This window comes from Geodermatophilus sp. SYSU D01045, from assembly GCF_054050295.1.
Map to the genome: position 1 here is coordinate 1 of NZ_JBJGZB010000011.1, position 24,259 is coordinate 24,259.

Here is a 24,259-nt window from a genome sequence, read left to right on the forward strand (position 1 = left end):
CCCCCCCCCCCCCCCCCCCCCCCCCCCCCCCCCCCCCCCCCCCCCCCCCCCCCCCCCCCCCCCCCCCCCCCCCCCCCCCCCCCCCCCCCCCCCCCCCCCCCCCCCCCCCCCCCCCCCCCCCCCCCGCGGGGGGATGCTCGGCGGCGTGAGGTCCTCGCCCGCCCTCCTCGTCGCCGCCGTCCTGCTGGTGACCGGCTGCACGAGCGACGGTGCCGGCGGGACCGGCGACCTGCCCGGTGCGCAGGAGGACGAGGCGGCCACCGAGGCCCCCGACGGCGGGGTGACCGCGCCCGCCGGCCTCCCCCCGCTCCGGGTGGAGACCGTCCTCGGCGGGCTCGACCACCCCTGGGACGTCGCCCAGGCGCCCGACGGCACCCTGCTGCTCGACGAGCGCGGCGGCGGCCTCACCGCAGTGCTGCCCGACGGCACCGCCCGGGAGCTCGACGCCGACTTCTCCGACCTCTTCGCCGACGGCGAGACCGGCCTCATGGGCCTGACCCTGGACCCGGCCTTCGCCGACAACCGCCGGCTGTACACCTGCCAGGGCGTGCAGGAGGACGGCGGCGCGGAGATCCAGGTGATCGCGTGGGCCGTCGACGCCGGCTGGACCCGAGCCACCCGCGTCGCCGACCCGCTGCTCGGCGGCATCCCGGTCAACGAGCGCAGCGGACGGCACGGCGGCTGCCGCGTCCGCTTCGCGCCCGACGGCGCGCTGCTCGTGGGCACCGGCGACAACGCCGTCGGCAGCAACGCGCAGGACCGCACCACCCTCGCCGGCAAGGTGCTGCGGGTGGACGCCGCCACCGGTGGCCCGGCGCCGGGCAACCCGTTCGCCGCCGACCCCGACCCGGTCACCCGGCTGCTGCTGTCCTCCGGGCACCGCAACGTGCAGGGCATCGCGGTCCGCCCCGGGAGCGGGGAGGTCTACACGGTCGAGCAGGGGCCCGACCGCGACGACGAGGTCAACCTGTCGGTACCCGGCGGCAACTACGGCTGGGACCCCGACGGCGCCCGCGGCCGCTACGACGAGAGCGTGCCGATGACCGAGCCCGGGCTGCCCGGCGCGATCCCGGCGGTCTGGTCCTCCGGGGACCCGACGATCGCCACCTGCGGCGCCGACTTCGTCAGCGGGATCGCGTGGGGTGGCTACGACGGCGTCCTGCTGGTCGGGGTGCTGAAGGACACCGGGCTGCTGGCGCTGCGACTCGACGACACCGGGCGGCTGGTCGAGCAGTTCCGGGTGCAGGAGCTCGAGGACGGCTACGGCCGGATCCGCACGCCGCGGCTCGGCGTCGACGGCGCGCTGTACGTCACCACCGACAACGGCGGCGGCGAGGACGTCCTGCTCCGCGTCACACCCGCGTAGCGGTCGCCGCGCCGAGTGGGCCCCGGAGGGGTCCGCGCAGGCGCGGCGGGTCCGGCTCAACGCGGGCCGGGACGGCACCTGGCCGCGGTGTCGGCCGGCAGGCCGACGGTGTCATCGCGTCACACCCGCCGGCTGAGGACCCGGTCGGGCACCGGCGTCCCCTCGGGCAGCAGCGGGCAGGGCTCCGGCTCCCCGACGACGGTGCGCAGCGGCAGCACGCCGGCCCACACCGGCGCGGACAGGTCCTCCTCGTCGTCGACCGGCGGCCCGGTGCGCACCTTGACGCTGGCCTCGGTCAGGTCGAGGGCGAGCAGCGCCGTCGCGGCGAGCTCCCGGCGCGTGGGCCGCCGGGTCGCCGCCCAGGACCCCGGCGCCAGGTGCTCGGTGAGGACCTCCAGCCCGAGCAGCCGCTCCCCCGGGTCGGTCACCGGCCGCGCGGTCCCGTGGACGACGGCGCAGCGGTAGTTCACCGAGTGGTGGAACGCCGAGCGGGCGTAGACGACGCCGTCGAGGTGGGTGACGGTGAAGCACACCGGCGCCCCGGCGGACGCGGCGCGCAGCGTGGCCGCGCCGGTGGAGCCGTGCAGGTAGAGGGTGTCGCCGCGGCGCCCGTAGCCGGTGGGCAGCACGACCGGGGCGTCGCCGAGCACGACGCCGAGGTGGCCGACCAGCCCGGCGTCGAGGACGGCGTGCAACTCGGCGCGGTCGGTGCGGGCGCGCTTCGCACCCCGGCGGACGGTGCTGCGGGCGGTGGGGGACAGCGGCGGCGCGGTGCTCACGCCGACCACCCTGCGGCACCGACTGGCCTCCTCCAAGGGCCAGTACGCTGCCGTTCCGCCAGGCCAATCCGAGAGGGGTGAGCGTGCCGGTCCCGCCCGTGGTCCTCGACCGCACCGCCGCCCGCCCGCTCGCGGCCCAGCTCGCCGACGCCCTGCGGACCGCGGCCGCCGGGGGGGTGCTGTGCCCCGGCGACCGGCTGCCGTCCACCCGCGAGCTCGCCGCGGCCCTGCGGGTCAGCCGCACCGTGACCGCCGCCGCCTACGACCAGCTCGTCGCCGAGGGCTGGGCCGCGGGCCGGCGGGGCGCGGGGACCTTCGTCGTCGGCGCCGCACCCTCCGGGCGGCCGGCGCCCCCGCCCCGGCCCGGCCGGTCCCGCACGGCGCCCGCGGCGGTCGACCTCCGGGCCGGGTCCCCGTGCCTGGAGGTGCTCGACCGCGCCGCCTGGCGCCGCGCCTGGCGCGCCGCCGGGGACGAGCCTCCCGACGCCGCGCCCGAGCCCTCGGCCGACCCCGCGTTCCAGGCTGCGGTCACCGCCCACCTGCTGCGGCACCGCGGCCTGCCGGTGGACCCCGCCGACGTCCTCGCCACCGCGGGCACCTCCGCCGCCGTCGCCGAGGTCGCCCGCCTGCTGCCGCCGGGCAGCCGGGTCGGCGTCGAGGACCCCGGGTACCAGCGGGCGGCCGGGGCCCTGCGGGTGGCCGGCGTCGAGGTGGTGCCCTGCCCGGTCGACGACGACGGCCTGGTCGTCGACGCCGTGCCCGGCGGGCTGGCCGCGGTCTACTGCACCCCGGCGCACCAGTGGCCGCTGGGCCGGCGGATGTCGGCGGCCCGCCGCGTCGCGCTGGTCGCCCGCGCGCGGGCCGAGGGCTGGTGGGTGCTCGAGGACGACTACGACGGCGAGCTGCGCTACGACGTCGCCCCGCTCCCGCTGCTGGCCGCGCTGGCCCCCGACGTCGTGGTGCACCTCGGCACGAGCAGCAAGATCGTCAGCCCGACGCTGGGCACCGGCTGGCTGGTGGCGCCCCCGGGCCTGCGCGCGGAGCTCGTGGCCGCCCGGACGGTCACCGGCACCCGCCCCGCCCGCGCCGGGCAGCGGGTCGTCGCCGCCCTGGCGTCCTCGGGCGACCTGGCCCGGCACCTGCGGCGACTGCGCCGGGAGCTGTCCGAGCGGCGGGCCCTCGTGGTGCGGGAGCTGGCCGCGGTGGGCGTGACCGTCGCCGGGGACCCGGCGGGCGCGCACGTGTTCGTCCCGCTGCCGGACCGCGCGGCCGAGGAGGCGGTGGTCGCGGCCGCTGCCGCCCGCGGGCTCGCCGTCGACGGCCTGGCCCGGCACCTCACCGGTCCGGGGCCGCACGACCCGGCGGCCGGCCTGGTCCTGGGCTTCGCCGCCCCGTCCCGCGCCGAGCTCACCCGGGCGCTCCCGGCGCTGGCCGAGGTCGTCGGAGAAGAGATCGTCGGCGAACGCGACCGGCCCGCCTCCCGGGTGGGAGACGGGCCGGTCGCGGGCGCACGGACCTAGGCGGACACGGTCCAGGTGTCGCTGCCGGCCAGGAGCGCGTCGAGGTCGCCGGCGCCGCCGGTGCGGGCCTCCTCGAGCTGGTCGAGCATCATCCGGTCGTAAGTGGGCTTGCGCACCGACCGGAAGACGCCCATCGGCGTGTACCGCAGGTCCTGGCTGGACAGCCGCGACAGCGCGAACGCGTAGGACGGGTCCTGGCGGGTCGCGTCGTGGACGACGACCTCGCTCGCGTCGACCTGGTTGGTCTCGGCGATCCGCAGGCCCCCGAAGTCGTCGCGGACCACGCACGAGGCGCCGTCCGGGCCGAACACCAGCGGCTCGCCGTGGACCAGCGGGATCGTCCACATCGGGCCGGTGGCCGGGTCCTTGAGCAGGTCGAAGGCGCCGTCGTTGAAGATGTTGCAGTTCTGGTAGATCTCGACCAGCGCGGTGCCCTCGTGCTCGGCCGCCTGCCGCAGCACCTCGGTGAGGCCCTTGCGGTCGGAGTCCATGGCCCGGCCGACGAACGTGGCGTCGGCGCCGAGGGCCAGCGACACCGGGTTGAACGGGTGGTCCAGCGAGCCCATCGGCGTGGACTTGGTGACCTTGCCGACCTCGGACGTCGGCGAGTACTGGCCCTTGGTCAGCCCGTAGATCCGGTTGTTGAACAGCAGGATCGTCATGTTCACGTTGCGGCGCAGCGCGTGGATCAGGTGGTTGCCGCCGATCGACAGCGCGTCGCCGTCACCGGTCACGACCCACACCGACAGGTCCGGCCGGGAGGCGGCCAGGCCGGTGGCGATGGCCGGGGCGCGGCCGTGGATCGAGTGCATCCCGTAGGTGTTCATGTAGTACGGGAAGCGCGAGGAGCAGCCGATGCCCGAGACGATGACCATGTCCTCGCGGGCGATCCCGAGCGAGGGCAGGAAGCTCTGGACGGCGTTCAGGATGACGTAGTCACCGCAGCCGGGGCACCAGCGCACCTCCTGGTCGGTCTTCATGTCCTTGGCCTTGAGGGCCGTCTGCTTCTCGCCCTGGCTGGCGACCGAGTTGGCGATCGCCTGCTGGATGCGGTCGTCGATCGGCGTCCCCGGCATGCCGAGGTCGTGCACGTGCGGGGAGGTGGTCACTGCAGGCCTCCGGTGCTGGCGGTCGGAGTGGTGGAGTCGATGACGTCCTGGACCACCCCGGCCAGCTCGGCGGCCCGGAAGGGCAGCCCGCGCACCTGGGTGTGGCTCTGGACGTCGACGAGGTACTTCGCGCGGAGCAGCAGTGCGAGCTGCCCCGTGTTCATCTCGGGGCAGACCACCCGGTCGTACCGGCTCAGCACCTCGCCGAGGTCGGCCGGCATCGGGCTGACGTGCCGCAGGTGGATCTGGGCGACCTTGCGGCCCGAGCGGCGGATCCGCCGGCAGGCGGCCCCGATCGGCCCGTAGGTGGAGCCCCAGCCGATGACCGCGACCCGCGCGTCGCCGTCGGGGTCGTCGACGTCGGTGGGCGGGATGTCGGCGGCGATGCCGTCGACCTTGGCCTGCCGCAGCCGGGTCATGAGGTCGTGGTTGGCCGGGTCGTAGGAGATGTTGCCGGTCCTGTCGGCCTTCTCCAGCCCGCCGATGCGGTGCTGCATGCCCGCGGTGCCCGGGACCGCCCACGGCCGGGCCAGGGTCTCGGGGTCGCGCAGGTAGGGCAGGAACTCCGGCGTCCCGTCGGCGGTGGCGCCGTTGGGCTCGGTGGCGAACTCCACCCGCAGGTCGGGCAGCTCGTCGGCGGCCGGGATGGCCCACGGCTCGGCGCCGTTGGCCAGGTAGCCGTCGGACAGCAGCATGACCGGCGTCCGGTACTTCAGCGCGATCCGCGACGCCTCGAGCGCGGCGTCGAAGCAGTCGGCGGGGGAGCGCGGCGCGATCACCGGCAGCGGCGCCTCGCCGTTGCGGCCGAACATCGCCTGGAGCAGGTCCGACTGCTCGGTCTTCGTCGGCAGGCCGGTCGAGGGCCCGCCGCGCTGCACGTCCACGATCACCAGCGGCAGCTCGGTCATGACGGCCAGGCCGATGGTCTCGGACTTCAGCGAGACACCGGGGCCCGACGTCGTCGTGATGCCCAGCGCGCCGCCGAACGAGGCGCCCAGCGCCGCGCCGATGCCGGCGATCTCGTCCTCGGCCTGGAAGGTCCGCACGCCGAAGGCCTTGTGCCGGGACAGCTCGTGGAGGATGTCCGACGCCGGGGTGATCGGGTAGGCGCCGAGGAAGACCGGCAGGCCCGACCGCTGCCCGGCCGCGACCAGCCCGAGCGCCAGCGCCTGGTTGCCGGAGATGTTGCGGTAGCGGCCCGGCGCCATCGGGGCCGGCTTGACCTCGTAGGAGACGGCGAAGGCCTCGGTCGTGTCGCCGTAGTTGTAGCCGGCCCGGAAGGCGGCGATGTTCGCCGCGGCGATCTCCGGCTTGCGGCGGAACTGCCGCTCCAGGAAGCGCACGGTGCCCTCGGTGGGCCGGTGGTACATCCAGCTCAGCAGGCCGAGAGTGAACATGTTCTTGCTCCGCTCGGCCTCCTTCTTGCCGAGCCCGGAGTCCTTGAGCGCCTCGAGCGTCATGGAGGTCAGCGGCACGGCGACGACCTGCCAGCCGTCGAGCGAGCCGTCCTCGAGGGGGTTGGTCGCGTAGCCGACCTTCGCCAGGTTGCGCGGGGTGAACTCGTCGCTGTCGGCGATCACCAGCCCGCCGCCGGGCAGGTCGGCGAGGTTGGCCTTGAGCGCCGCGGGGTTCATCGCGACCAGCACGTCCGGGGCGTCGCCCGGCGTCATGATGTCGTGGTCGGCGAAGTGCAGCTGGAAGGAGCTGACGCCGGGCAGGGTCCCCGTCGGCGCGCGGATCTCGGCGGGGAAGTTGGGCAGCGTCGAGAGGTCGTTGCCGAAGGACGCCGTCTCGCTGGTGAACCGGTTGCCGGTCAGCTGCATCCCGTCGCCGGAGTCGCCGGCCAGCCGGATGACGACGCGGTCGAGTTCGACGACGCTCTTGACGAGCCCGCCGGGGGCCGAGCTGCCGGGCGTTGCGGGCGATCCGGTGACGGTCATCAGGGTTACCTCCGACGGCTCAGATTACGGGCCGGGTTGACGCGCCGGTCCTGTGAGGCGGCTCACGGGACCCGTCGCCGAGTACGGCATCCTGGGCTCCAACCCTCCCCGACGGGCCGCTGTTCCGCTCCCCTCCCGTCCGTGACGGGGGTCGCAGCGCGGGGGCCGGGAACGGCGGTCGCGGCCGTTCCGTTCACCGGGGCGTGCGGCGATGGGACAACGGGGTGCGGACCGCGCTCCTCCTGGGCCTGGTGGCCGGTCTCGCGCTCGCCGCCGGGGCACTGCTGGGCGGACGGGGCGGCCTGCTCGTGGCGCTCGCCGTCGCGCTCGGGGTCAACGGCTGGGCCTGGTACGCCTCCGACCGGCTGGCCCTGCGTGCGATGCGCGCCTTCCCGGTCACCGAGACGCAGGCGCCGGGGCTGTACGCGATGGTGCGCGAGCTGGCCACCCAGGCCCGCCAGCCGATGCCGCGCCTGTACGTCAGCCCCACCGACCAGCCGAACGCCTTCGCCACCGGGCGCACGCCGCGCCGGGCCGCCGTCTGCTGCACCCAGGGCATCCTCGAGCTGCTCGACCGCCGCGAGCTGCGGGCGGTGCTCGCCCACGAGCTCTCGCACGTCCGCAACCGCGACGTCCTGGTCGGCTGCGTCGCCGGCGCCCTGGCCAGCGTCGTCACCTACCTGGCGCACCTGGCCACGTTCGCCTCGCTGTTCGGCGGCCGCTCCGACGACGACCGCGACGGCGGGGTCCTCGGGACCCTGCTGCTGGTGCTGCTCGGCCCGCTGGCCGCCGGGCTGGTGCGGCTGGCGGTCACCCGCAGCCGCGAGTACGAGGCCGACGCCGACGGCGCCCACCTCAGCGGTGACCCGCTGGCCCTGGCCAGCGCCCTGCGCCGCATCTCCGCCGGCGCCACGGCCCGCCCGCTGCCCGCCGACGACCGGCTGGTCGCGCAGAGCCACCTCATGATCGCGGCACCGGTCCGCGCCGCGGGGCTGGCGGCGTTGTTCTCCACCCACCCGCCCATGGCGCAGCGGATCGCCCGGCTGGAGCGGATGGCAGGGGAGTCCGGCCGGGGCTGACCCGGCCTCAGGCCCAGGACGTCGACAGGCGGACGCTGGTGCCCGCGTCGTCGCGGCGGATGGCCACGTGGTCGCACAGCTGGCGGGCCAGCCACAGGCCCATCCCGCCGTGGGACAGGTCCTCGCCGTGCGCGGGCCCGTAGCCGGCGAACGGGTCGTCGAGGCCGCCGCCGGAGTCGCGGATCGTGGCGACCAGCCGCCCGGGCGCCGTCCACAGCCGCAGCCCGGCGGGTGGGGAGCCGTGCCGGACCGCGTTCGAGGTCATCTCGTCGACCGCCATGAGGAAGTCCTCGAGCACGTCGGCCGGCCCGTCGACGGAGTCCAGGTGGGCGCGGACGGCGTGCCGCAGGCCGACGTAGTCGGCGATGTCGTCGTCGGCCAGCGCCGGGGCCGTGGCCTCCAGCGGCTCGTCGGGCACCGGCAGGGCCCTCAGGTAGGTGGCCGGGTCGACGAAGTCGGGGTTGTCCGTCCGGCCGTCGGGGGTGAGCACGCCGGGGTGGGTGTGCAGCGCGGAGGCCAGCAGCGGGTCGGGGAGGGCGGAGCTGAACACGCACAGCCCCCACAGCGGGAGGGGGGCGAACGCCTCGTTGATGACCGACTCGTAGGCCTGCCACTCCCGCCAGTCGGCGGGGCCGGCGCCGAAGTCGACCTCGCCGACGCAGCGGACCAGCCCGCCGGACGCGGCGTGCTGCTCGGCGAACCGGCGGAAGGCCGTGATCGCCGTGGGGGTGCGGGACCGGTACAGCTGGTGCCGCTCGACGACCACCACCCGCGGGTCCCGGCCGATGGCCTCCCACAGCGGGCCGGCGGTCTGCGGTCCGGTCGCGATGACCGCGGTGTCCCCGGCTGCCAGGCCCTCGAGCAGCCACGGGGCGGCCACGGCGGCGACGTCGTCGGCCGCGTCGTAGACGAGCGCGTCGTGGCGTGCGTCCGCGGGCGGTGGCGGACCCGCGTCGTGTGCGTCGTGGCCGGCGGTGGCGGAGTCGTCGCGGCGCGCTGCGCCGTCCCCGGGCTCCCCACCGGTCCGCCGGCTCCCGTGGAGGACCATCACCCCCACCGTATCTGCCCCACCGGAGGAGACGCGCGCCCGCGGCCGGTGACCGCCCCGATCGGGGCGGCCACCGGCCGCGGACCCGCTGGTCAGCGGTAGTTGTCGAACTGGAGGGCGACGTCGAGGTCCTGCGCGCGCAGCAGCCGCTGCACCTCCTGCAGGTCGTCCCGCTTCTTGCCGCTGACCCGCAGCTGGTCGCCCTGGATCTGGGCCTGGACGCCCTTGGGGCCCTCGTCGCGGATGATCTTCGCGATCTTCCTGGCCACGTCGGACTCGATGCCCTGCTTGATCCGCGCCGACAGCTTGTAGGCCTTGCCCGAGGACTGCGGCTCGTCGGCGTCGAGGGCCTTGAGCGAGATGCCGCGCTTGACGAGCTTGTCCTTGAAGACGTCGAGGGCGGCGTTGACCCGCTCCTCGGTGTCGGCCTGGAGGAGGACGCCGTTCTCCCCGGCCCAGGCGATGCTGGCGTTGGTCCCGCGGAAGTCGAAGCGCTGGGCGAGCTCCTTGCCCGCCTGGTTGATCGCGTTGTCGATCTCCTGGTGGTCGACCTTGCTCACCACGTCGAAGGACGAGTCGGCCATGTCTGCTCCTCACCCCGTGCGGAGACCCGCGACGGGACCTGATCGGGCCGGTCCCGGCCCGTCTTGTACGCTCTCCCCGTGGGTCCACGGCGGGTTGCCCGAGTGGCCAATGGGAGCGGACTGTAAATCCGTCGGCTTAGCCTACGAAGGTTCGAATCCTTCACCCGCCACCCCCGGCAGAGCGGCCCCCGACCAGCAGGTCGGGGGCCGCTCTCGCGTTCTGCAGCCCGTGCGGGGGAGTCAGGGCAGCGTCGGCGAATGCGCGCCGGCCACGGCGGTGACCTCCAGCGGCCGCCCGCCGAGGAACAGCCAGCCGAAGGCGATCTCCACCGACCGCGTGCAGCGGACCGTGACCTCGGTGCCGTCGGTCTCCGCCGACCAGGCGTCCAGGGCGGTCCCCCCGTCGGCGAGGTGGTCGGCGACGGCGGCCCGTGCCGTCTCTCCGGTCAGGGGCAGCGCCGTGCCCACGCCGGTCGCGTAGACCCGCCCCTCGTCGGCCCGGTTGGCGGCGGCCAGCGCCGCGCCGTCGCACACCGCCTGCACGTCCTGGTGCTCGAGGAAGGCGTCGGAGGCGGCGACGGCGCCCAGCGCCATGAACGCGGCGACCAGCCAGCAGACGAGGACGAAGGGCATCGCGGAGCCGCGTTCCGCCCAGGGGCCGGCCGGCCTCCTCCCTCGTCGCACGGCGCGCAGCGTAGGTGGGGGACGTCCCCTCGGACCGCCGTCCACAGACCGGGTCGATCACACGGGCACCACCCGTCACCCGTGCCGGTGACGTCCTGCTGATCAACAACCACCGTCCGTAGTGACACTACGGGCCGTCACCCGTTCGTGATGCTCCGTGCTTGCCTCGCCCGAGTGAGGGAAACGATGGTTCCGGGCGCGGTCCGTACTCGAACGACGCTCTGCCCCCGCGCCTGGGTGACAGCCGCAGCTGACAGCTGTCTTTTCCATGCCTGAGGAGGCGTCATGAGCGCGAACACCACCGACCGCGGCACCCGCTGGAACCGTGGCACCCGCTGGAACCGGGGCACCCGCTGGAACCGCGGTACCCGCTGGAACCGCTGATCCTCCGGTGGCAGGGGCGGCCGGCGTGCCGGCTGCCCCTTCCGGGGTAGGACCCCCGAGCGAGCAGGAGCTCAGAGGCCCGCGACGCTGTTAGCCTCTCGGCCGCATCTCTCCCTCACTTGCCGAGAACGGGTGGCCGTGTCCGAAGTCGATCCAGGCGCGCCCGCGCGGTGGTCGGCCCTCCGGCGCCCGGCCGTGGTGGCAGCAGGCAGCATCGTCCTGGCGCTGCCCGCCCTCGTCCACCTGCTGCGGACCGCGACGGCCTCGACGCACCTGTGGATGGTCGCGGCTTTCTTCGTGGCCTTCCTCGTCGCCGAGCAGCTGACGCTGGCGGTCGAGGTCCGCTCGCACACCTTCACCTGTTCGGTCGGTGAGGTCGTGTTGGTCGTGGCCCTGATCAACACGGGCGGCCTCTGGACGGCGGTCGCGTGGGCCGCCGCCATCTGGGTGATCAGCGTCCGTGACCCGATCGCCGTCACGAAGCAGCTGACCAACGTCGCGGTGACCGTCGTCCAGGTCGGGGTCGCGGTCCTGCTCCTGGACGCCCTGCCGGTCGGCTCGCTCAGCGATCCGGTCACCTGGCTCTGCTACGTCCTGGCCGTCACCACGGCCACCGCGGTCGGCACGCTGATGGTCGTCGCGGCCATCGCCATCACCCAGGGGAACCCGGGCCGGTTGCTGGCCCGGCTCTTCGTCCCCGTCCTGGTGGTCTACCCGCTGTCGGTCGTCATCGGGCTCGTCGCCTCCCTGCTCGTGGAGCGCACGGCCTGGGCGTGGCTGCTGCTCCTCCCGGTGCTGGTGGTCCTCGCCCTGGTGTACCGGCGGTTCGCGAAGGTCACGCGCGAGAGCGAGCGACTCGAGCGGGTCTACGAGTTCGCCCGGCGGATCGAGCAGGTCGACCCCGCCGAGGACGGCACCCGCCGGATCGTCGAGGCCGTCCGGGAGCTCCTGAACGCCGACCGGGTCGGGCTGTGGCTGCCGCCCTACCTCGACGAGCCGCCGCGGCTGGTCGTGGCCGGCGACGGCGGTGTCACCTGGTACGACGGGCCCGCCGACCCCGAGGACGTCCTGCGCCAGCGGGTGCTGACGCCGGGGTCGTCGGAGCCGGTCCTGGTGACCGCCGGCCGCGCGACGCCGGCCGAGACCGCCGCCCTGGCCCGCCGCGGCGCCCAGGAGGTGCTCGGCGCCCCGGTGGCGACGGCGGCCGGCGAGCCCGGCTACCTCGAGGTGTGCGACCGGCGCAGCGACGTCGTGTCCTTCTCCGGCAGCGACCGCTCCGCGCTGGACTCGATGCTGACCCACGTCAACGCGGCCATCCGCCAGCAGCAGCTGCTCACCCAGATCCGCTACGACGCCGACCACGACCGGCTCACCGGGCTGCCCAACCGGCAGCGGCTGGCCGCCGAGATCGACCAGATGCTCGGCGCCGACCCGGTCGGGGCGCGGGCCGGCCTGGTGCTCGCCGCGCTGGACAACCACACCGAGATCGTCGACACCCTCGGCCACGCCGCGGCCGACGAGCTGCTGCTGGTCACCGCGGGCCTGCTGCGCGAGCACGCGCCGCCGGACGCGCTGGTCGCGCGGATGGAGGGCGAGCAGTTCGCCGTCCTGCTGCCGGGGCTGTCCCTGCCGGCGACCGAGCGGGCCGCCCGGCGGCTGCGGGAGGCGACCTCCACCCGGGCGCGTGTGGCGGGGCTGGACCTGGAGGTCACGCTCACCGTGGGCGTCGCGGCCGCGCCGGTGCACGGCACGGACTCCGGCACGCTCATGCAGCGGGCCGACGTCGCGCTGCTGGCGGCCGCCTCCGAGAGCGGCGGCGTCGCCAGCTACCACCAGGTGCTGGACCAGCAGAGCCTGCGCCGCCTGCAGCTGGGCACCGAGCTCGAGCAGGCCATGGCCGACGGGCAGATCAGCGTCGTCTTCCAGCCGATCATCGACGCCCGCACCTCCGACATCGTCTCGGTGGAGACCCTCGTCCGCTGGGCGCACCCGCGCTTCGGCGCGATCCCGCCGGACGACTTCATCCACCTCGCCGAGCAGATCGGCCGCATCGGCCCGCTCACCGACCACGTGCTGGACCTCGCGCTGGCCCGCTGCCGGCGCTGGCTGGACCAGGACATCGCGCTGTCGGTCGCGGTGAACCTCTCCGCGCGCTGCCTGGCCGAGCCGGACCTGGTCGAGCGGGTGCAGCGGGCGCTGCGCCGCCACGGCGTCCCCGGGGAACTGCTCATCCTCGAGCTGACCGAGGGCAGCGTCGTCGACGACTCGGTGCGCTCGGGCACCGTCCTCACCGACCTGCACGCCCTGGGCCTGCGGCTGTCGATGGACGACTTCGGGACCGGCTACTCGTCGCTGTCGCAGCTGCGGCAGCTGCCGATCGACGAGGTCAAGATCGACAAGTCCTTCGTGCTGGGGATGTCCACCAGCCAGGGCGAGTCGTTCATCGCCCGCTCGATCATCGAGCTGGCGCACAACCTCGGCCTGCGCGTGGTGGCCGAGGGCGTCGAGGACGAGCTGACCCGCCGGCTGCTCACCGAGATGGGCTGCGACAAGCTGCAGGGCTTCCTGGTCAGCCGGCCGCTGGCGGACGAGGTGCTGGAGAAGTGGCTGCTCGCGCGCACCGGTGTCCGGTCCGCCGCGCCCGGTGCCCAGCACCGCCGGCTGTTCGTCCGCGCCTGACTGTTACAGTCGTCTGGCACACCCCGGAGGGGGTGCGAGACCGCCGGAGACGGTGGGGTAGAGTTCCCTCCGGCTCAGTGAGCACGCCCCTTTAGCTCAGTCGGCAGAGCGTCTCCATGGTAAGGAGAAGGTCTACGGTTCGATTCCGTAAAGGGGCTCCGACCCACCGGTCCTGTCGCGAGACCGGGCCGCGCGGTCTTCCCGGCGGTGTAGCTCAGCCTGGCAGAGCAAGCGGCTCATAATCGCTGTGTCACCGGTTCAAATCCGGTCACCGCTACCCCAGACGGACCCCGTGCCCCGGGGTCCGTCGCCGTGTCGGCACCCGCCGCCACGGTCCCCGGCCTCCGGGCCGGTCCGCGCAAGGCGAGGAGTGCCCCGTGGCAGCCACCGACGTCCGTCCGAAGATCACCCTGGCCTGCCAGGAGTGCAAGAGCCGCAACTACATCACCCGCAAGAACCGGCGGAACGACCCCGACCGGCTCGAGCTGAAGAAGTACTGCCCGCGGGACAAGAAGCACACGGTCCACCGCGAGACCCGCTGACGCCGGTCCGCGAGGAGCGAGGGAGGGCGGGAGTGGCGCTGGACGCAGGACTGGTCGGGCGCAGCTACCCGCCCTCCGCCGTCTACGAGGTCGGCCGCGCGAAGATCGCCGAGTTCGCCGCCGCCGTCGGCGCGGTCGACCCGGTGCACACCGACGCCGACGCCGCCCGCGCGCTCGGGCACCCCGACGTCGTCGCGCCGCCCACCTTCGCCATCGTGGTCACCCTGGGCGCCGCCGACGTCGTGCTCGCCGACCCCGACGTGGCCCTCGACTTCAGCCGGGTGGTGCACGGCGAGCAGCGCTTCACCCACCACCGCCCGATCCGGGCCGGTGACCGGCTGGTGAGCACCACGACGATCGAGGCGGTGCGCAGCGTGGCCGGCAACGACCTGCTCACCACCCGCGTCGACGTCGCCACCGAGGACGGCGAGGCCGTGTGCACCGCCACCTCGATGCTCGTGGCCCGGGGGACGGCGTGAGCGCCGGGCTGCGGGCCGCCGACGTCGCCGTCGGCACCGAGTTGCCCGAGCAGACGCACCGGGTCACCCGCGCGGACCTCGTCCGCTACGCCGGCGCCTCCGGCGACCTCAACCCGATCCACTGGAGCGACCGGGTCGCCACCGGCGTCGGCCTGCCCGGCGTCATCGCCCACGGGATGCTGACGATGGGCCTGGCCGCCCGCGCGGTGACCGACTGGGCCGGCGACCCGGGCGCCGTCGTCGAGTACCAGGTCCGCTTCGGCCGCCCGGTGGTCGTGCCCGACGACGACACCGGCGCCGAGGTCACCGTCCGCGGCAGGGTCGGCGCCGTGCTCGACGGCGGCCGGGTGCGCGTGGACCTCACGGTCACCAGCGGCGGCGAGAAGGTGCTGTCCCTCGCCCGCGCCACCGTCGCACTGGCATGACCCCCCGGCGGGCCCTGCCGACCGCGGCCGCGGCGCTGCTCCTGCTGGCCGGCTGCGGCACCTCCTTCAGCGACACGCTCAACGCCGAGGACTCCGCGTCCGCGGCGCCGTCGTCGCCGGGCCAGGAGGGGGACACCGGCGGGGACGACGGCCCGAGCTGCCCGGCGGAGCGCGCCGAACCCGACCCCGACCGCCCCGTCGTCGACCTGGAGTTCCGGCTCTCCGACGACGGGCGCACCGTCACCGGCACCGAGAACGTCGTGTTCACGCCCGATCGCGCCACCGACGAGATGGTGTTCCGGCTGGTGCCCAACAGCCCCGGCGCCAGCGAGCTCGGCAACCGGATCACCGTCGACGACGTCCGCGGCGACGACGTCGACCAGGCCGGCTACGAGGACGCCGGCGCCGAGGGCCCCGGCGGGCTCTACGTGCTCCAGCTCGACGGCGAGCTCGACGCCGGCGAGTCCACCGAGGTGGAGCTGGACTTCACCGTCTCCCTCGGCGGGCGCGGCTTCGAGCGGCTCGGCACGGCCGAGGACGTGTCCTGGTGGGCCAGCGGCTTCCCCCTGCTGGCCTGGGAGCCCGGCGTCGGCTGGGCGCGCGACCCGTTCGTCGGCATCCTCGGCGAGACCGCCACCAGCCCGGTCGCCGACACCACGATCAGCGTCTCGGCGCCCGAGGACCTCGTCGTCCTCATGACCGGCGACCAGGACGAGCCCTCCGGACCCGAGGGCGGCCGGCGCACCTGGACCTCGCACGAGCCGGTCGCCCGCGACGTCAGCGTCGCCGCCGGGGAGTTCCGGACCGCCACCCTCACCTCACCGAACGGCGTCGAGATCACCACCGGGGTGCTGCCGGACTCGCGGACCGGCCCGGGCGAGCTCGCCGACTGGGCCAGCGAGGACGTGACGGCCCTCGCCGACCGGTTCGGCCCCTTCCCGTACGACACGCTGACCGTGCCGCTGCTGCCCGACGAGGGCGGTGGCATCGAGTACCCGAGCTCGATCCTGCTCGCCGGCGCCAGCCGGGTCGTGCTCGAGCACGAGGTCGCGCACATGTGGTTCTACGGGATGGTCGGCGACTCGCAGTTCCGCGACCCGTGGCTCGACGAGGCCTTCGCCACCTACGCGGAGAGCGACGGCGACGTGCCGCAGGAGCAGCTCGACCGCACGCTCGCCACCCCCGGCGACGTCGGCGCGGCGATGGACGGGTTCGCCGACACCGGCACCTACTTCGACGTCGTGTACGGCAAGGGCGGCGCCGCCCTGCTCGCCGCCCGCCAGGCCGCCGGTGCCGCGGAGTTCGACGCGGCGCTGCGCTGCTACGTGCAGGTCAACGCGTGGACGATCGCCACGCCCGCCGACCTGGCGCAGGCGCTGGCCGACCTCCCGGCCGCCACCGAGGTGCTGGTGGCGGCCGGCGCCCTCGACGAGGACGACCTGCCGGACTGAGTCAGCGCAGCAGGCGCTGCAGCCGGCCGACGCCCTCGGCCAGGTCGTCGTCGCCGAGCGCGTAGGACATCCGCACGTAGCCCGGCGTGCCGAAGGCCTCCCCGGGGACGACGGCGACCTCGGCCTCCTCCAGCACGATCTCGGCGAACTCCGCGCTGCTCGACGCGGTGCGGCCGTTGATCGGCCGGCCCAGCAGGCCCTTGACCGACGGGTACACGTAGAAGGCGCCCTGCGGCTCGGGGCAGGTGATGCCGGGGATCTCCCGCAGCATCGACACGATCGTCTTGCGGCGCCGGTCGAACGCCGTCCGCATCGCGTCCACCGCCGACAGGTCGCCGGTCAGCGCGGCCACCGCCGCCGCCTGGGACACGTTGGCGACGTTCGAGGTGGCGTGCGACTGCAGGTTGGTCGCGGCCTTGACGACGTCGGCCGGGCCGACGATCCAGCCGACCCGCCAGCCGGTCATCGCGTAGGTCTTGGCCACCCCGTTGACGACGACGCAGCGGTCGGCGAGGTCGGGCACCACGACCGGCATCGACGGCGCGGTGACCCCGCCGTAGGTCAGGTGCTCGTAGATCTCGTCGGTGAGCACCCACAGCCCGGCCTCCAGGGCCCACCGGCCGATGGCCTCGACCTGGTCGGGCGGGTAGACCGCGCCGGTCGGGTTGGACGGCGAGACGAACAGCAGCACCTTGGTGCGCTCGGTGCGCGCGGCCTCGAGCTGCTCGACCGAGACGAGGTAGCCGCTGTCCTCGTCGGCGACCACGGGCACCGGCACGCCGCCGGCCAGCCGGATCGCCTCCGGGTAGGTGGTCCAGTACGGCGCGGGCACCAGCACCTCGTCGCCCGGGTCGAGCATGGTGGCGAAGGCCTCGTACACGGCCTGCTTGCCGCCGTTGGTCACCAGCACCTGCGCCGGCGTGACGGCCAGGCCGGAGTCGCGCGCCGTCTTGGCGACGATCGCCTCCTTGAGCGCGGGCAGGCCGCCGGCCGGGGTGTAGCGGTGCATGGCCGGCTGCCGGGCCGCGGCGATCGCCGCCTCGACGACGTAGTCCGGCGTCGGGAAGTCCGGCTCGCCGGCGCCGAAGCCGATGACCGGCTTGCCCGCCGCCCTGAGCGCCTTGGCCTTCGCGTCCACCGCGAGCGTGGCGGACTCGGCGATGGACCCGATGCGCCGGGACACCCGGCGCTCGGCGGGGGAGAGGGCGGACTCCGACGGGGAGACGGCGGTCATGGGTCCATCGTGTCAGGCGCCACGCCCGCGGGGCCGGTCAGTTCCCGGTCCCCCGCGGCACGACGTGCGTGGACGGCCCCCGGCACACGGACTCGTCGCCCGCAGGCGGGAGGTCCTCCGGAGCGCGGTCACGGAGCGGTCCCGCGGTCCCGTACACTGGCAACCCTGGGGCGTTCGACCCCGCCACCGGCGTGCCCCGGATCCTCCCCGGGACCGGCGCGCCGACGGCGAGGCCCGACCGTCCCGGGGCAGCCCGGGCCACCGGTCCCGGGCACTAGGGGTGTAGCTCAATTGGCAGAGCAGCGGTCTCCAAAACCGCAGGCTGCAGGTTCAAGTCCTGTCACCCCTGCCCGTGCCGCCGGCCCGTGCCGGCGGGCAGCACGACCCGGCCCGACCGCGCACCGGCTCCCCGGACGCGGCCGCCGGCCGGCGAGCACCACACCAGACGGCCCGACAGCAGCGGCCACCAACCACGACGCGAGCGAGGCGCAGTGAGCGAGAAGCCGGGCCGCGGGGAGGACCCCCGCACCGCCTCCGACGCCGAGCTGACCGACGAGCAGCTCGACCGCGAGGCCCCGGGCGTCGAGGACGCCGCCGAGCTGGAGGCCGCCGAGGACGAGGTCGCCGCCGAGGCCGAGGCCGACGAGGACAAGGTCGTCAGCACCCCGGCGCGCCGCCGCGGCGGCCGGATCACCGCCGGCGACGACGAGGACGACGAGCCGGCCACCCCGCGCACGCGGCGCCCGGCCCGCGAGAAGGCCGCCGGCGCCCGTCCCGCCGGACGCGCCGCCGAGGGCTCCGGCACCCGGTCCCGGGCCGCCGCGCAGCGCGCGCGGGCCGAGGAGGTCCGGCAGAAGCGCAGCCTGCGCCGGTTCCTGCGCGAGGTCGTCGCCGAGCTCCGCAAGGTCATCTGGCCGGGGCGCCGGGAGCTGATCACCTACACGACCGTCGTCATCCTCTTCGTGGCGTTCATGGTGGCGCTCGTCGCGGGCCTCGACGTCCTCTTCGCGCAGGGCGTGCTCGCCGTCTTCGGCTGACCGCCCCCTGCGCCTGACCGCACCCGACAAGGAAGAGACCCCGTGACCGACCCCCGCGAGCCCTTCGACACCGACAGCGACGTCGAGGCCATCGACCTCGACGACGAGCGGATGGACGTCCGCGGCAGCGTCGACCTCGAGACCGGCGCGGACGAGCCCGGCTCCGCCGAGGGGTCGGTCGACACCACCGGCCAGGACACCGCCACCGGTGTCGCCGACGTGACCCCGGCGGTCGAGGGCGGCGGCCGCGACAGCCTGGTCGGCGACCCGCTGGCCGCGCCGGCCCCCGACCACGACCCGGTCGTGACCGAGGCCCTGGCCGAGGCGGAGGCCGAGGACCTGGACCCGCGCGAGACGCTCAAGCGGACCCTGCGCACCCAGTTCGGTGACTGGTACGTCATCCACTCCTACGCGGGCTACGAGAACAAGGTGAAGACCAACCTCGAGTCCCGCATCCAGTCGCTGGACATGGAGGACTACATCTTCCAGATCGAGGTGCCCACCGAGGAGGTCACCGAGATCAAGAACGGCAAGCGCACCCAGGTCAACCGGAAGAAGCTGCCCGGCTACCTGCTCGTCCGGATGGACCTCAACGACGAGTCCTGGGGCGCGGTCCGCAACACCCCCGGCGTCACCGGCTTCGTCGGTGCCACCTCGCGGCCCTCGCCGCTGTCGATCGACGAGGTCGTCAACCTGCTGGTGCCCGACGCCCCGCCGCAGGCGGCCAAGGCGACCGAGGCGGCCTCGCCCGCGGCGGCGTCCGCGCCGACCGCCGTCGTCGACTTCGAGATCGGCGAGTCGGTGACCGTCATGGACGGCCCGTTCGCCACCCTCCCGGCGACCATCAACGAGATCAACGCCGAGCAGCAGAAGCTGCAGGTGCTGGTCTCCATCTTCGGCCGGGAGACGCCGGTCGAGCTGTCGTTCACCCAGGTCGCCAAGATCTAGGTGCGCCCGAGCACCACCCCGGCCGTTCGAGCCTGAGTCACACGAGAAGGAAGTCATGCCCCCCAGGAAGCGGTTGACCGCGGTCATCAAGCTCCAGATCAACGCCGGTGCGGCCACCCCCGCGCCGCCCGTGGGTCCGGCGCTCGGCCAGCACGGCGTCAACATCATGGAGTTCTGCAAGGCGTACAACGCCGCCACGGAGTCGCAGCGCGGCAACGTGGTCCCGGTCGAGATCTCGGTGTACGAGGACCGCTCGTTCACCTTCGTCACCAAGACCCCGCCGGCCGCCCGCATGCTGCTCAAGGCCGCGGGTGTCGAGAAGGGCTCGGGCGAGCCGCACAAGACCAAGGTCGCCACGGTCACCCGCGACCAGGTCCGCGAGATCGCGCAGACCAAGATGCCCGACCTCAACGCCAACTCGCTGGACGAGGCCGAGCGGATCATCGCCGGCACCGCCCGGTCGATGGGCATCACCGTCACCGGCTGACGGAAGCCGCCGGAGACCGGCAGCGTTGCACCACCCGGGGCTCGTCCGAGCCCCGCGCACCTGTGGGAGGGCCTGCGCCAGGCCCGCACACCACGCGATCCCCGCACCCGCGGCGGGGGAGAGGAACCACCATGGCGAAGCACGGCAAGAAGTACCTCGAGGCGGCCGCCAAGGTCGACCGCGAGAGCCTGTACAGCCCGCTGCAGGCGGCGGGGCTGGCGAAGCAGACCTCGCCGACCACCTACGACGCCACCGTCGAGGTGGCCATGCGCCTGGGCGTCGACCCGCGCAAGGCCGACCAGATGGTCCGCGGCACGGTCAACCTGCCCCACGGCACCGGCAAGACCGCCCGCGTCATCGTCTTCGCGACCGGTGACAAGGCCGCCGAGGCCGAGGCCGCCGGCGCCGACGTCGTCGGCTCGGACGACCTGATCGCGCGCATCCAGGAGGGCTTCCTGGACTTCGACGCCGCGATCGCCACGCCCGACCAGATGGCCAAGGTCGGCCGGATCGCCCGCATCCTCGGCCCCCGCGGCCTGATGCCGAACCCGAAGACCGGCACGGTGACCCCCGACGTCACCAAGGCCGTCGCGGACATCAAGGGCGGGAAGATCAACTTCCGCGTCGACAAGCAGGCCAATCTGCACCTGGTGATCGGCAAGACCTCCTTCGACGAGACCAAGCTCGTCGAGAACTACGCCGCCGCCCTCGACGAGGTGCTGCGCGCCAAGCCGGCCGCGGCCAAGGGCCGGTACCTCAAGAAGGTCACCATCTCCACCACGATGGGCCCGGGCATCCCGGTCGACCCGAACCGCACCCGCAACCTGACGGTGGACGAGCCCACCGCCTGACGAAGGACCCCGTCCTCCCCACCCCTCGCACGCTCGGGGCGGGACCCGGGACGGGGCCACCCGCGAAGGACTCGGGGGCCCGCAGCGCACCGCGCTGCGGGCCCCTGTCGCGTCCGGGGCCGGTGAGGACCGCGACAGCGGCGCCCCCGCGGCGCGGTGTACGCTGGACGGCGTTCCCCCCACGACCGCTGGTCGTCGCACGTCCGCGTGCGATCGAAGGTCCCGGATCCCCGGGCGGCCCGCGCAGGAGGACGGTTCGATCGCCGCGGCGCCCCGTGCCCGCGTCCCTCGCCCCGTGCGCCCTGCGCCGGGGCGTTCCTCGTCTCCGGGCCCGATCGCCCGCTCTCGTGCGGCGCACGGGTGGTCACCCGTCCGACGAGAGGAGGCCCATGCCCACGCAGGCGAAGGCCGCGGTGATCGACGAGATCACCGAGCGGTTCCAGAAGTCCAGCGCGGCCGTGCTCACCGAGTACCGCGGGCTGACCGTGTCGCAGCTGACCCAGCTGCGGCGTTCCCTCGGTGCGGGCAGCAGCTACGCCGTCGTCAAGAACACCCTGACGAAGCGGGCGGCGGACTCGGTCGGCCACACCGACCTGGCCCCGCTGCTCAACGGCCCGACCGCGATCGCCTTCATCGAGGGCGACGTCGTCGAGGCCGCGAAGGCCATCCGCGACTTCGCGCGCGCCAACCCGCTGCTCGTCGTCAAGGGCGGCGTCGTCGAGGGCCGCACCGTCAGCCCCGCCGAGGTCACCGCCCTCGCCGACGTCGAGCCGCGCGAGGTGCTGCTGGCCAAGCTGGCCGGCGCGATGAAGGGCAACCTGACCAAGGCCGCCGGCCTGTTCCAGGCCCCGCTGTCGCAGGTCGCCCGCCTGGCCGCGGCGCTGCAGGAGAAGAAGGAGTCCACCGAGGGCCCCGCCGCTCCCGCCGCCGACACCGCTGCTTCCGACACCACCACCGACTCCGCTGACGCCGCGGACGCCGCGGCCAGCACCGACTGACCCCCAAGGAGAGATCATGGCCAAGCTGTCCAGCCAGGAGCTGCTCGACGCGTTCAAGGAGATGACGCTGCTCGAGCTGTCCGACTTCGTGAAGCAGTTCGAGGAGACCTTCGAGGTCACCGCGGCTGCCCCCGTCGCCGTCGCGGCCGCCCCGGCCGCCGGTGGTGCCGGTGACGGCGGTGCCCCCGCCGCCGAGGAGCAGGACGAGTTCGACGTCATCCTCGAGGCCGCCGGCGACAAGAAGATCCAGGTCATCAAGGAGGTGCGCGGCCTGACCTCGCTCGGCCTCAAGGAGGCCAAGGACCTGGTCGACGGCGCGCCGAAGCCGGTCCTGGAGAAGGTCGCCAAGGACGCCGCCGAGAAGGCCAAGGCCGCTCTCGAGGGCGCCGGCGCCACCGTCACCATCAAGTGACGCCGTCCCCGGCCTGAGCCGGGGACCAGCACCACCCAGCACGCCACAGGGGCCGCTCTCCTCCGGGAGGGCGGCCCCTGTCGCGTCTCCTCCCGTTCGGGTGGTGTGACAGCGACCCGTGTCACGTCGACGGCGTGACCCACGTAACCTCCGCCTCCGGTCCTCGTTACCCGTGAGTACGAGGAGGCGGTGTCCCCGGCACGAGGGGACCCGCGTCGGGACGCGGTCCCGGGGCTCCCGCCGCGCGCGGGCCCGGGTCCAGGCGAGGGAGGTCGACGGTGGGCGTCGCGGTCCAGGTCGAGGGGCTGACCAAGTCCTTCGGCAGCCAGAACATCTGGAGCGACGTCACCCTCACGCTGCCGCCCGGGGAGATCTCCGTGCTGCTGGGCCCCTCGGGCACCGGCAAGTCGGTCTTCCTCAAGTCGCTGGTGGGGCTGCTCAAGCCCGAGCGCGGCTCGATCGTCATCACCGACACCGACATCGTCCGGTGCGGCGAGGCGAAGCTGTACGAGGTCCGCAAGCTGTTCGGCGTGCTGTTCCAGGACGGCGCGCTGTTCGGTTCGATGAACCTGTTCGACAACATCGCCTTCCCGCTGCGCGAGCACACGCGGAAGAGCGAGTCCGAGGTCCGCCGCATCGTCCTCGAGAAGATGGACATGGTCGGCCTGCAGGGCGCCGAGGGGAAGCTGCCCGGCGAGATCTCCGGCGGCATGCGCAAGCGCGCCGGCCTGGCCCGGGCGCTGGTGCTCGACCCCGAGATCATCCTGTTCGACGAGCCGGACTCGGGCCTGGACCCGGTCCGCGTCGCCTACCTCAACCAGCTGATCGTCGACCTCAACGCGCAGATCGACGCCACCTTCCTCATCGTCACCCACGACATCGGCACCGCCCGGACCGTGCCGGACAACCTCGGCCTGCTCTACCGCAAGCACCTGGCCATGTTCGGCCCGCGCGAGCAGCTGCTCACCTCGCAGGAGCCGGTCGTCCAGCAGTTCCTCAACGGCCGGCGCGAGGGCCCCATCGGCATGAGCGAGGAGAAGGACGTCGCGCAGGTGGAGGCCGAGATGGCCGCCCTGCAGGCCCGCGGCGGCGACCGGCACAACGGCGTCGGGCCGAAGGGCGCCGTCGGCGGCGACGCCGTCCCGCCGCAGCTGGACCCCTCCCCGGGCCTGCCCGAGCGGCGCGCCCAGCGCCGCCGGCAGGAGCGCGTGGCCCGCATGCTGCACGAGTTCGACCCGGTCACCGCCACGGCGATCCGCGCCTCGCTGCCCGAGGACCTGCTCGCCCAGGTCGACGCCGGGGTGTTCGCCCCGACGACGGGCACGACCGGCCGGCACCGGGACACCTCGCAGGTGGTCGGCGCGACGGCGGCCGGCGGTTCCCTGCCCGGCCCGCGGGACGGCCGGTGACGGCCACCGGGAAGCCGGAGGCGCCGGGCCTGCTCGACGGGAAGCTCTCCCCGGCCCGGCCGCTGCGCGCCAGCGGCACGCTGTTCGCCTTCGCGCTCGACACCTTCCGGGCGATGCCCAAGCGGCCCTTCCAGCTGCGCGAGTTCGTCCAGCAGACCTGGTTCGTCGCCAGCGTGACCATCCTCCCGACGGCGCTGGTCGCGATCCCCTTCGGCGCGGTCATCGCCCTGCAGCTGGGCTCGCTGACCCGCCAGCTCGGCGCCCAGTCCTTCACCGGCTCGGCGTCGGTGCTCGCCGTGCTGCGCGAGGCCAGCCCGATCGTCACCGCGCTGCTCATCGCCGGCGCCGGCGGCTCGGCCATCTGTGCGGACCTCGGCGCCCGGAAGATCCGCGACGAGATCGACGCCATGGAGGTGCTCGGGATCAACCCGATCCAGCGCCTCGTCGTCCCCCGGGTGCTGGCCGCGATGCTCGTCGCCACCCTGCTCAACGGCCTGGTCAGCGTCGTCGGCGTGGCCGGCGGCTACTTCTTCAACGTCGTCCTGCAGGGCGGCACCCCCGGCGCCTACCTGGCGTCGTTCGGCGCGCTCGCGCAAGTCGAGGACTTCTGGTCCGGGGAGATCAAGGCCCTCGTGTTCGGGCTGATCGCCGGGATCGTCGCCTCGTACAAGGGCCTGCGCGCCGGGGGCGGACCCAAGGGCGTCGGCGACGCGGTGAACCAGTCGGTGGTCGTCACCTTCCTGCTGCTGTTCGCGGTCAACTTCGTGATGACGGCGATCTACTTCCAGCTCGTCCCGCCGAAGGGGCAGTGACC

23 protein-coding genes and 4 tRNA genes are annotated in these 24,259 nt (G+C 74.4%); 20 read left to right on the plus strand and 7 right to left on the minus strand.

What is annotated here, in order from left to right:
* Window positions 1-145: 145 nt before the first annotated feature.
* A complete protein-coding gene (locus ACI798_RS10485; protein ID WP_457047892.1) occupies window positions 146-1,366 on the plus strand; it encodes a PQQ-dependent sugar dehydrogenase in 1,221 nt (406 codons plus the stop codon).
* Window positions 1,367-1,485: 119 nt separating this feature from the next.
* Here the strand turns inward: ACI798_RS10485 and ACI798_RS10490 are convergent, their stop codons facing one another.
* A complete protein-coding gene (locus ACI798_RS10490) occupies window positions 1,486-2,145 on the minus strand; it encodes a pyridoxamine 5'-phosphate oxidase family protein (protein ID WP_457047893.1) in 660 nt (219 codons plus the stop codon).
* 83 nt (window positions 2,146-2,228) lie between these two features.
* Between ACI798_RS10490 and pdxR the strand changes: the two genes are divergently transcribed.
* A complete protein-coding gene (pdxR, locus tag ACI798_RS10495) occupies window positions 2,229-3,665 on the plus strand; it encodes a MocR-like pyridoxine biosynthesis transcription factor PdxR (RefSeq protein WP_457047894.1) in 1,437 nt (478 codons plus the stop codon).
* Here the strand turns inward: pdxR and ACI798_RS10500 are convergent.
* Window positions 3,662-4,774 carry a 2-oxoacid:ferredoxin oxidoreductase subunit beta gene (locus tag ACI798_RS10500; protein WP_457047895.1) on the minus strand — a complete coding sequence of 371 codons (1,113 nt, stop codon included), beginning with the start codon at window positions 4,772-4,774 and terminating at the stop codon, window positions 3,662-3,664. The genes pdxR and ACI798_RS10500 overlap by 4 nt on opposite strands.
* Complete coding sequence (locus tag ACI798_RS10505) at window positions 4,771-6,714, minus strand: 2-oxoacid:acceptor oxidoreductase subunit alpha (protein ID WP_457047896.1); 1,944 nt, start codon at window positions 6,712-6,714, stop codon at window positions 4,771-4,773. Before ACI798_RS10505 ends, ACI798_RS10500 begins: the two co-directional genes overlap by 4 nt.
* A gap of 203 nt (window positions 6,715-6,917) precedes the next feature.
* Between ACI798_RS10505 and htpX the strand changes: the two genes are divergently transcribed.
* On the plus strand, window positions 6,918-7,793 hold the full coding sequence (gene htpX, locus ACI798_RS10510; RefSeq protein WP_457047897.1) for a zinc metalloprotease HtpX: 876 nt from the start codon (window positions 6,918-6,920) through the stop codon (window positions 7,791-7,793).
* Between the two features lie 7 nt (window positions 7,794-7,800).
* Here htpX and ACI798_RS10515 read toward each other — a convergent pair whose 3' ends face one another.
* Both ACI798_RS10515 and ACI798_RS10520 read right to left on the minus strand, forming a co-directional pair.
* The gene (locus tag ACI798_RS10515) at window positions 7,801-8,841 is read right to left on the minus strand and encodes an anti-sigma factor RsbA family regulatory protein (protein ID WP_457047898.1); all 1,041 of its coding nucleotides are present in this window, start codon (window positions 8,839-8,841) and stop codon (window positions 7,801-7,803) included.
* Window positions 8,842-8,933: 92 nt separating this feature from the next.
* On the minus strand, window positions 8,934-9,425 hold the full coding sequence (locus ACI798_RS10520) for a YajQ family cyclic di-GMP-binding protein (protein ID WP_456940112.1): 492 nt from the start codon (window positions 9,423-9,425) through the stop codon (window positions 8,934-8,936).
* A gap of 88 nt (window positions 9,426-9,513) precedes the next feature.
* On the opposite strand from ACI798_RS10520, the gene ACI798_RS10525 reads away from it, so the two are divergent.
* Window positions 9,514-9,595, plus strand: a tRNA-Tyr gene (locus ACI798_RS10525).
* 70 nt (window positions 9,596-9,665) lie between these two features.
* On the opposite strand, the gene ACI798_RS10530 is transcribed toward ACI798_RS10525, so the two are convergent.
* Window positions 9,666-10,058, minus strand: coding sequence for a pilus assembly protein TadG-related protein (locus tag ACI798_RS10530; protein WP_456940111.1), 393 nt, complete (start codon window positions 10,056-10,058; stop codon window positions 9,666-9,668).
* A 633-nt stretch (window positions 10,059-10,691) separates the two neighbouring features.
* Here ACI798_RS10530 and ACI798_RS10535 point away from each other — a divergent pair.
* The 7 genes from ACI798_RS10535 (at window position 10,692) to ACI798_RS10565 (ending at window position 16,069) form a co-directional block, all read left to right on the plus strand.
* Entirely contained in the window at window positions 10,692-13,172 is a 2,481-nt protein-coding gene (locus ACI798_RS10535) for a putative bifunctional diguanylate cyclase/phosphodiesterase (RefSeq protein ID WP_456940110.1), read from the plus strand.
* Window positions 13,173-13,257: 85 nt separating this feature from the next.
* A tRNA-Thr gene (locus ACI798_RS10540) sits at window positions 13,258-13,330 on the plus strand.
* A gap of 45 nt (window positions 13,331-13,375) precedes the next feature.
* Window positions 13,376-13,449: transfer RNA gene (locus tag ACI798_RS10545), tRNA-Met, on the plus strand.
* A 100-nt stretch (window positions 13,450-13,549) separates the two neighbouring features.
* Entirely contained in the window at window positions 13,550-13,714 is a 165-nt protein-coding gene (gene rpmG / locus ACI798_RS10550) for a 50S ribosomal protein L33 (protein ID WP_387987806.1), read from the plus strand.
* A 32-nt stretch (window positions 13,715-13,746) separates the two neighbouring features.
* Window positions 13,747-14,193, plus strand: coding sequence for an FAS1-like dehydratase domain-containing protein (locus ACI798_RS10555; protein ID WP_457047899.1), 447 nt, complete (start codon window positions 13,747-13,749; stop codon window positions 14,191-14,193).
* Entirely contained in the window at window positions 14,190-14,618 is a 429-nt protein-coding gene (locus ACI798_RS10560) for a MaoC family dehydratase (protein WP_456940108.1), read from the plus strand. Before ACI798_RS10555 ends, ACI798_RS10560 begins: the two co-directional genes overlap by 4 nt.
* Window positions 14,615-16,069: a peptidase M1 gene (locus tag ACI798_RS10565; protein ID WP_457047900.1), complete on the plus strand. Its 1,455-nt coding sequence runs from the start codon at window positions 14,615-14,617 to the stop codon at window positions 16,067-16,069. The genes ACI798_RS10560 and ACI798_RS10565 overlap by 4 nt, the downstream gene beginning before the upstream one ends.
* Window position 16,070: 1 nt before the next feature.
* Here the strand turns inward: ACI798_RS10565 and ACI798_RS10570 are convergent, their stop codons facing one another.
* Window positions 16,071-17,303, minus strand: a complete 1,233-nt coding sequence (locus ACI798_RS10570) for a pyridoxal phosphate-dependent aminotransferase (protein WP_457047901.1) — start codon at window positions 17,301-17,303, stop codon at window positions 16,071-16,073.
* Between the two features lie 276 nt (window positions 17,304-17,579).
* Between ACI798_RS10570 and ACI798_RS10575 the strand changes: the two genes are divergently transcribed.
* From ACI798_RS10575 to ACI798_RS10615, 9 genes are all read left to right on the plus strand, one after another.
* Window positions 17,580-17,652: transfer RNA gene (locus ACI798_RS10575), tRNA-Trp, on the plus strand.
* 142 nt (window positions 17,653-17,794) lie between these two features.
* Window positions 17,795-18,340, plus strand: a complete 546-nt coding sequence (secE, locus tag ACI798_RS10580; RefSeq protein ID WP_456940105.1) for a preprotein translocase subunit SecE — start codon at window positions 17,795-17,797, stop codon at window positions 18,338-18,340.
* Between the two features lie 42 nt (window positions 18,341-18,382).
* Window positions 18,383-19,288, plus strand: coding sequence for a transcription termination/antitermination protein NusG (gene nusG, locus ACI798_RS10585; protein ID WP_456940104.1), 906 nt, complete (start codon window positions 18,383-18,385; stop codon window positions 19,286-19,288).
* Window positions 19,289-19,343: 55 nt separating this feature from the next.
* On the plus strand, window positions 19,344-19,775 hold the full coding sequence (rplK, locus tag ACI798_RS10590; RefSeq protein WP_387987792.1) for a 50S ribosomal protein L11: 432 nt from the start codon (window positions 19,344-19,346) through the stop codon (window positions 19,773-19,775).
* A gap of 131 nt (window positions 19,776-19,906) precedes the next feature.
* Window positions 19,907-20,626, plus strand: a complete 720-nt coding sequence (gene rplA, locus ACI798_RS10595; protein WP_457047902.1) for a 50S ribosomal protein L1 — start codon at window positions 19,907-19,909, stop codon at window positions 20,624-20,626.
* A 389-nt stretch (window positions 20,627-21,015) separates the two neighbouring features.
* Complete coding sequence (gene rplJ / locus ACI798_RS10600; RefSeq protein WP_457047903.1) at window positions 21,016-21,624, plus strand: 50S ribosomal protein L10; 609 nt, start codon at window positions 21,016-21,018, stop codon at window positions 21,622-21,624.
* A gap of 16 nt (window positions 21,625-21,640) precedes the next feature.
* On the plus strand, window positions 21,641-22,036 hold the full coding sequence (gene rplL, locus ACI798_RS10605; RefSeq protein WP_456940101.1) for a 50S ribosomal protein L7/L12: 396 nt from the start codon (window positions 21,641-21,643) through the stop codon (window positions 22,034-22,036).
* 278 nt (window positions 22,037-22,314) lie between these two features.
* On the plus strand, window positions 22,315-23,445 hold the full coding sequence (locus ACI798_RS10610) for an ABC transporter ATP-binding protein (protein WP_456940100.1): 1,131 nt from the start codon (window positions 22,315-22,317) through the stop codon (window positions 23,443-23,445).
* Window positions 23,442-24,257: an MlaE family ABC transporter permease gene (locus ACI798_RS10615; RefSeq protein WP_456940099.1), complete on the plus strand. Its 816-nt coding sequence runs from the start codon at window positions 23,442-23,444 to the stop codon at window positions 24,255-24,257. The genes ACI798_RS10610 and ACI798_RS10615 overlap by 4 nt, the downstream gene beginning before the upstream one ends.
* The last annotated feature ends 2 nt before the right edge of the window (window positions 24,258-24,259 follow it).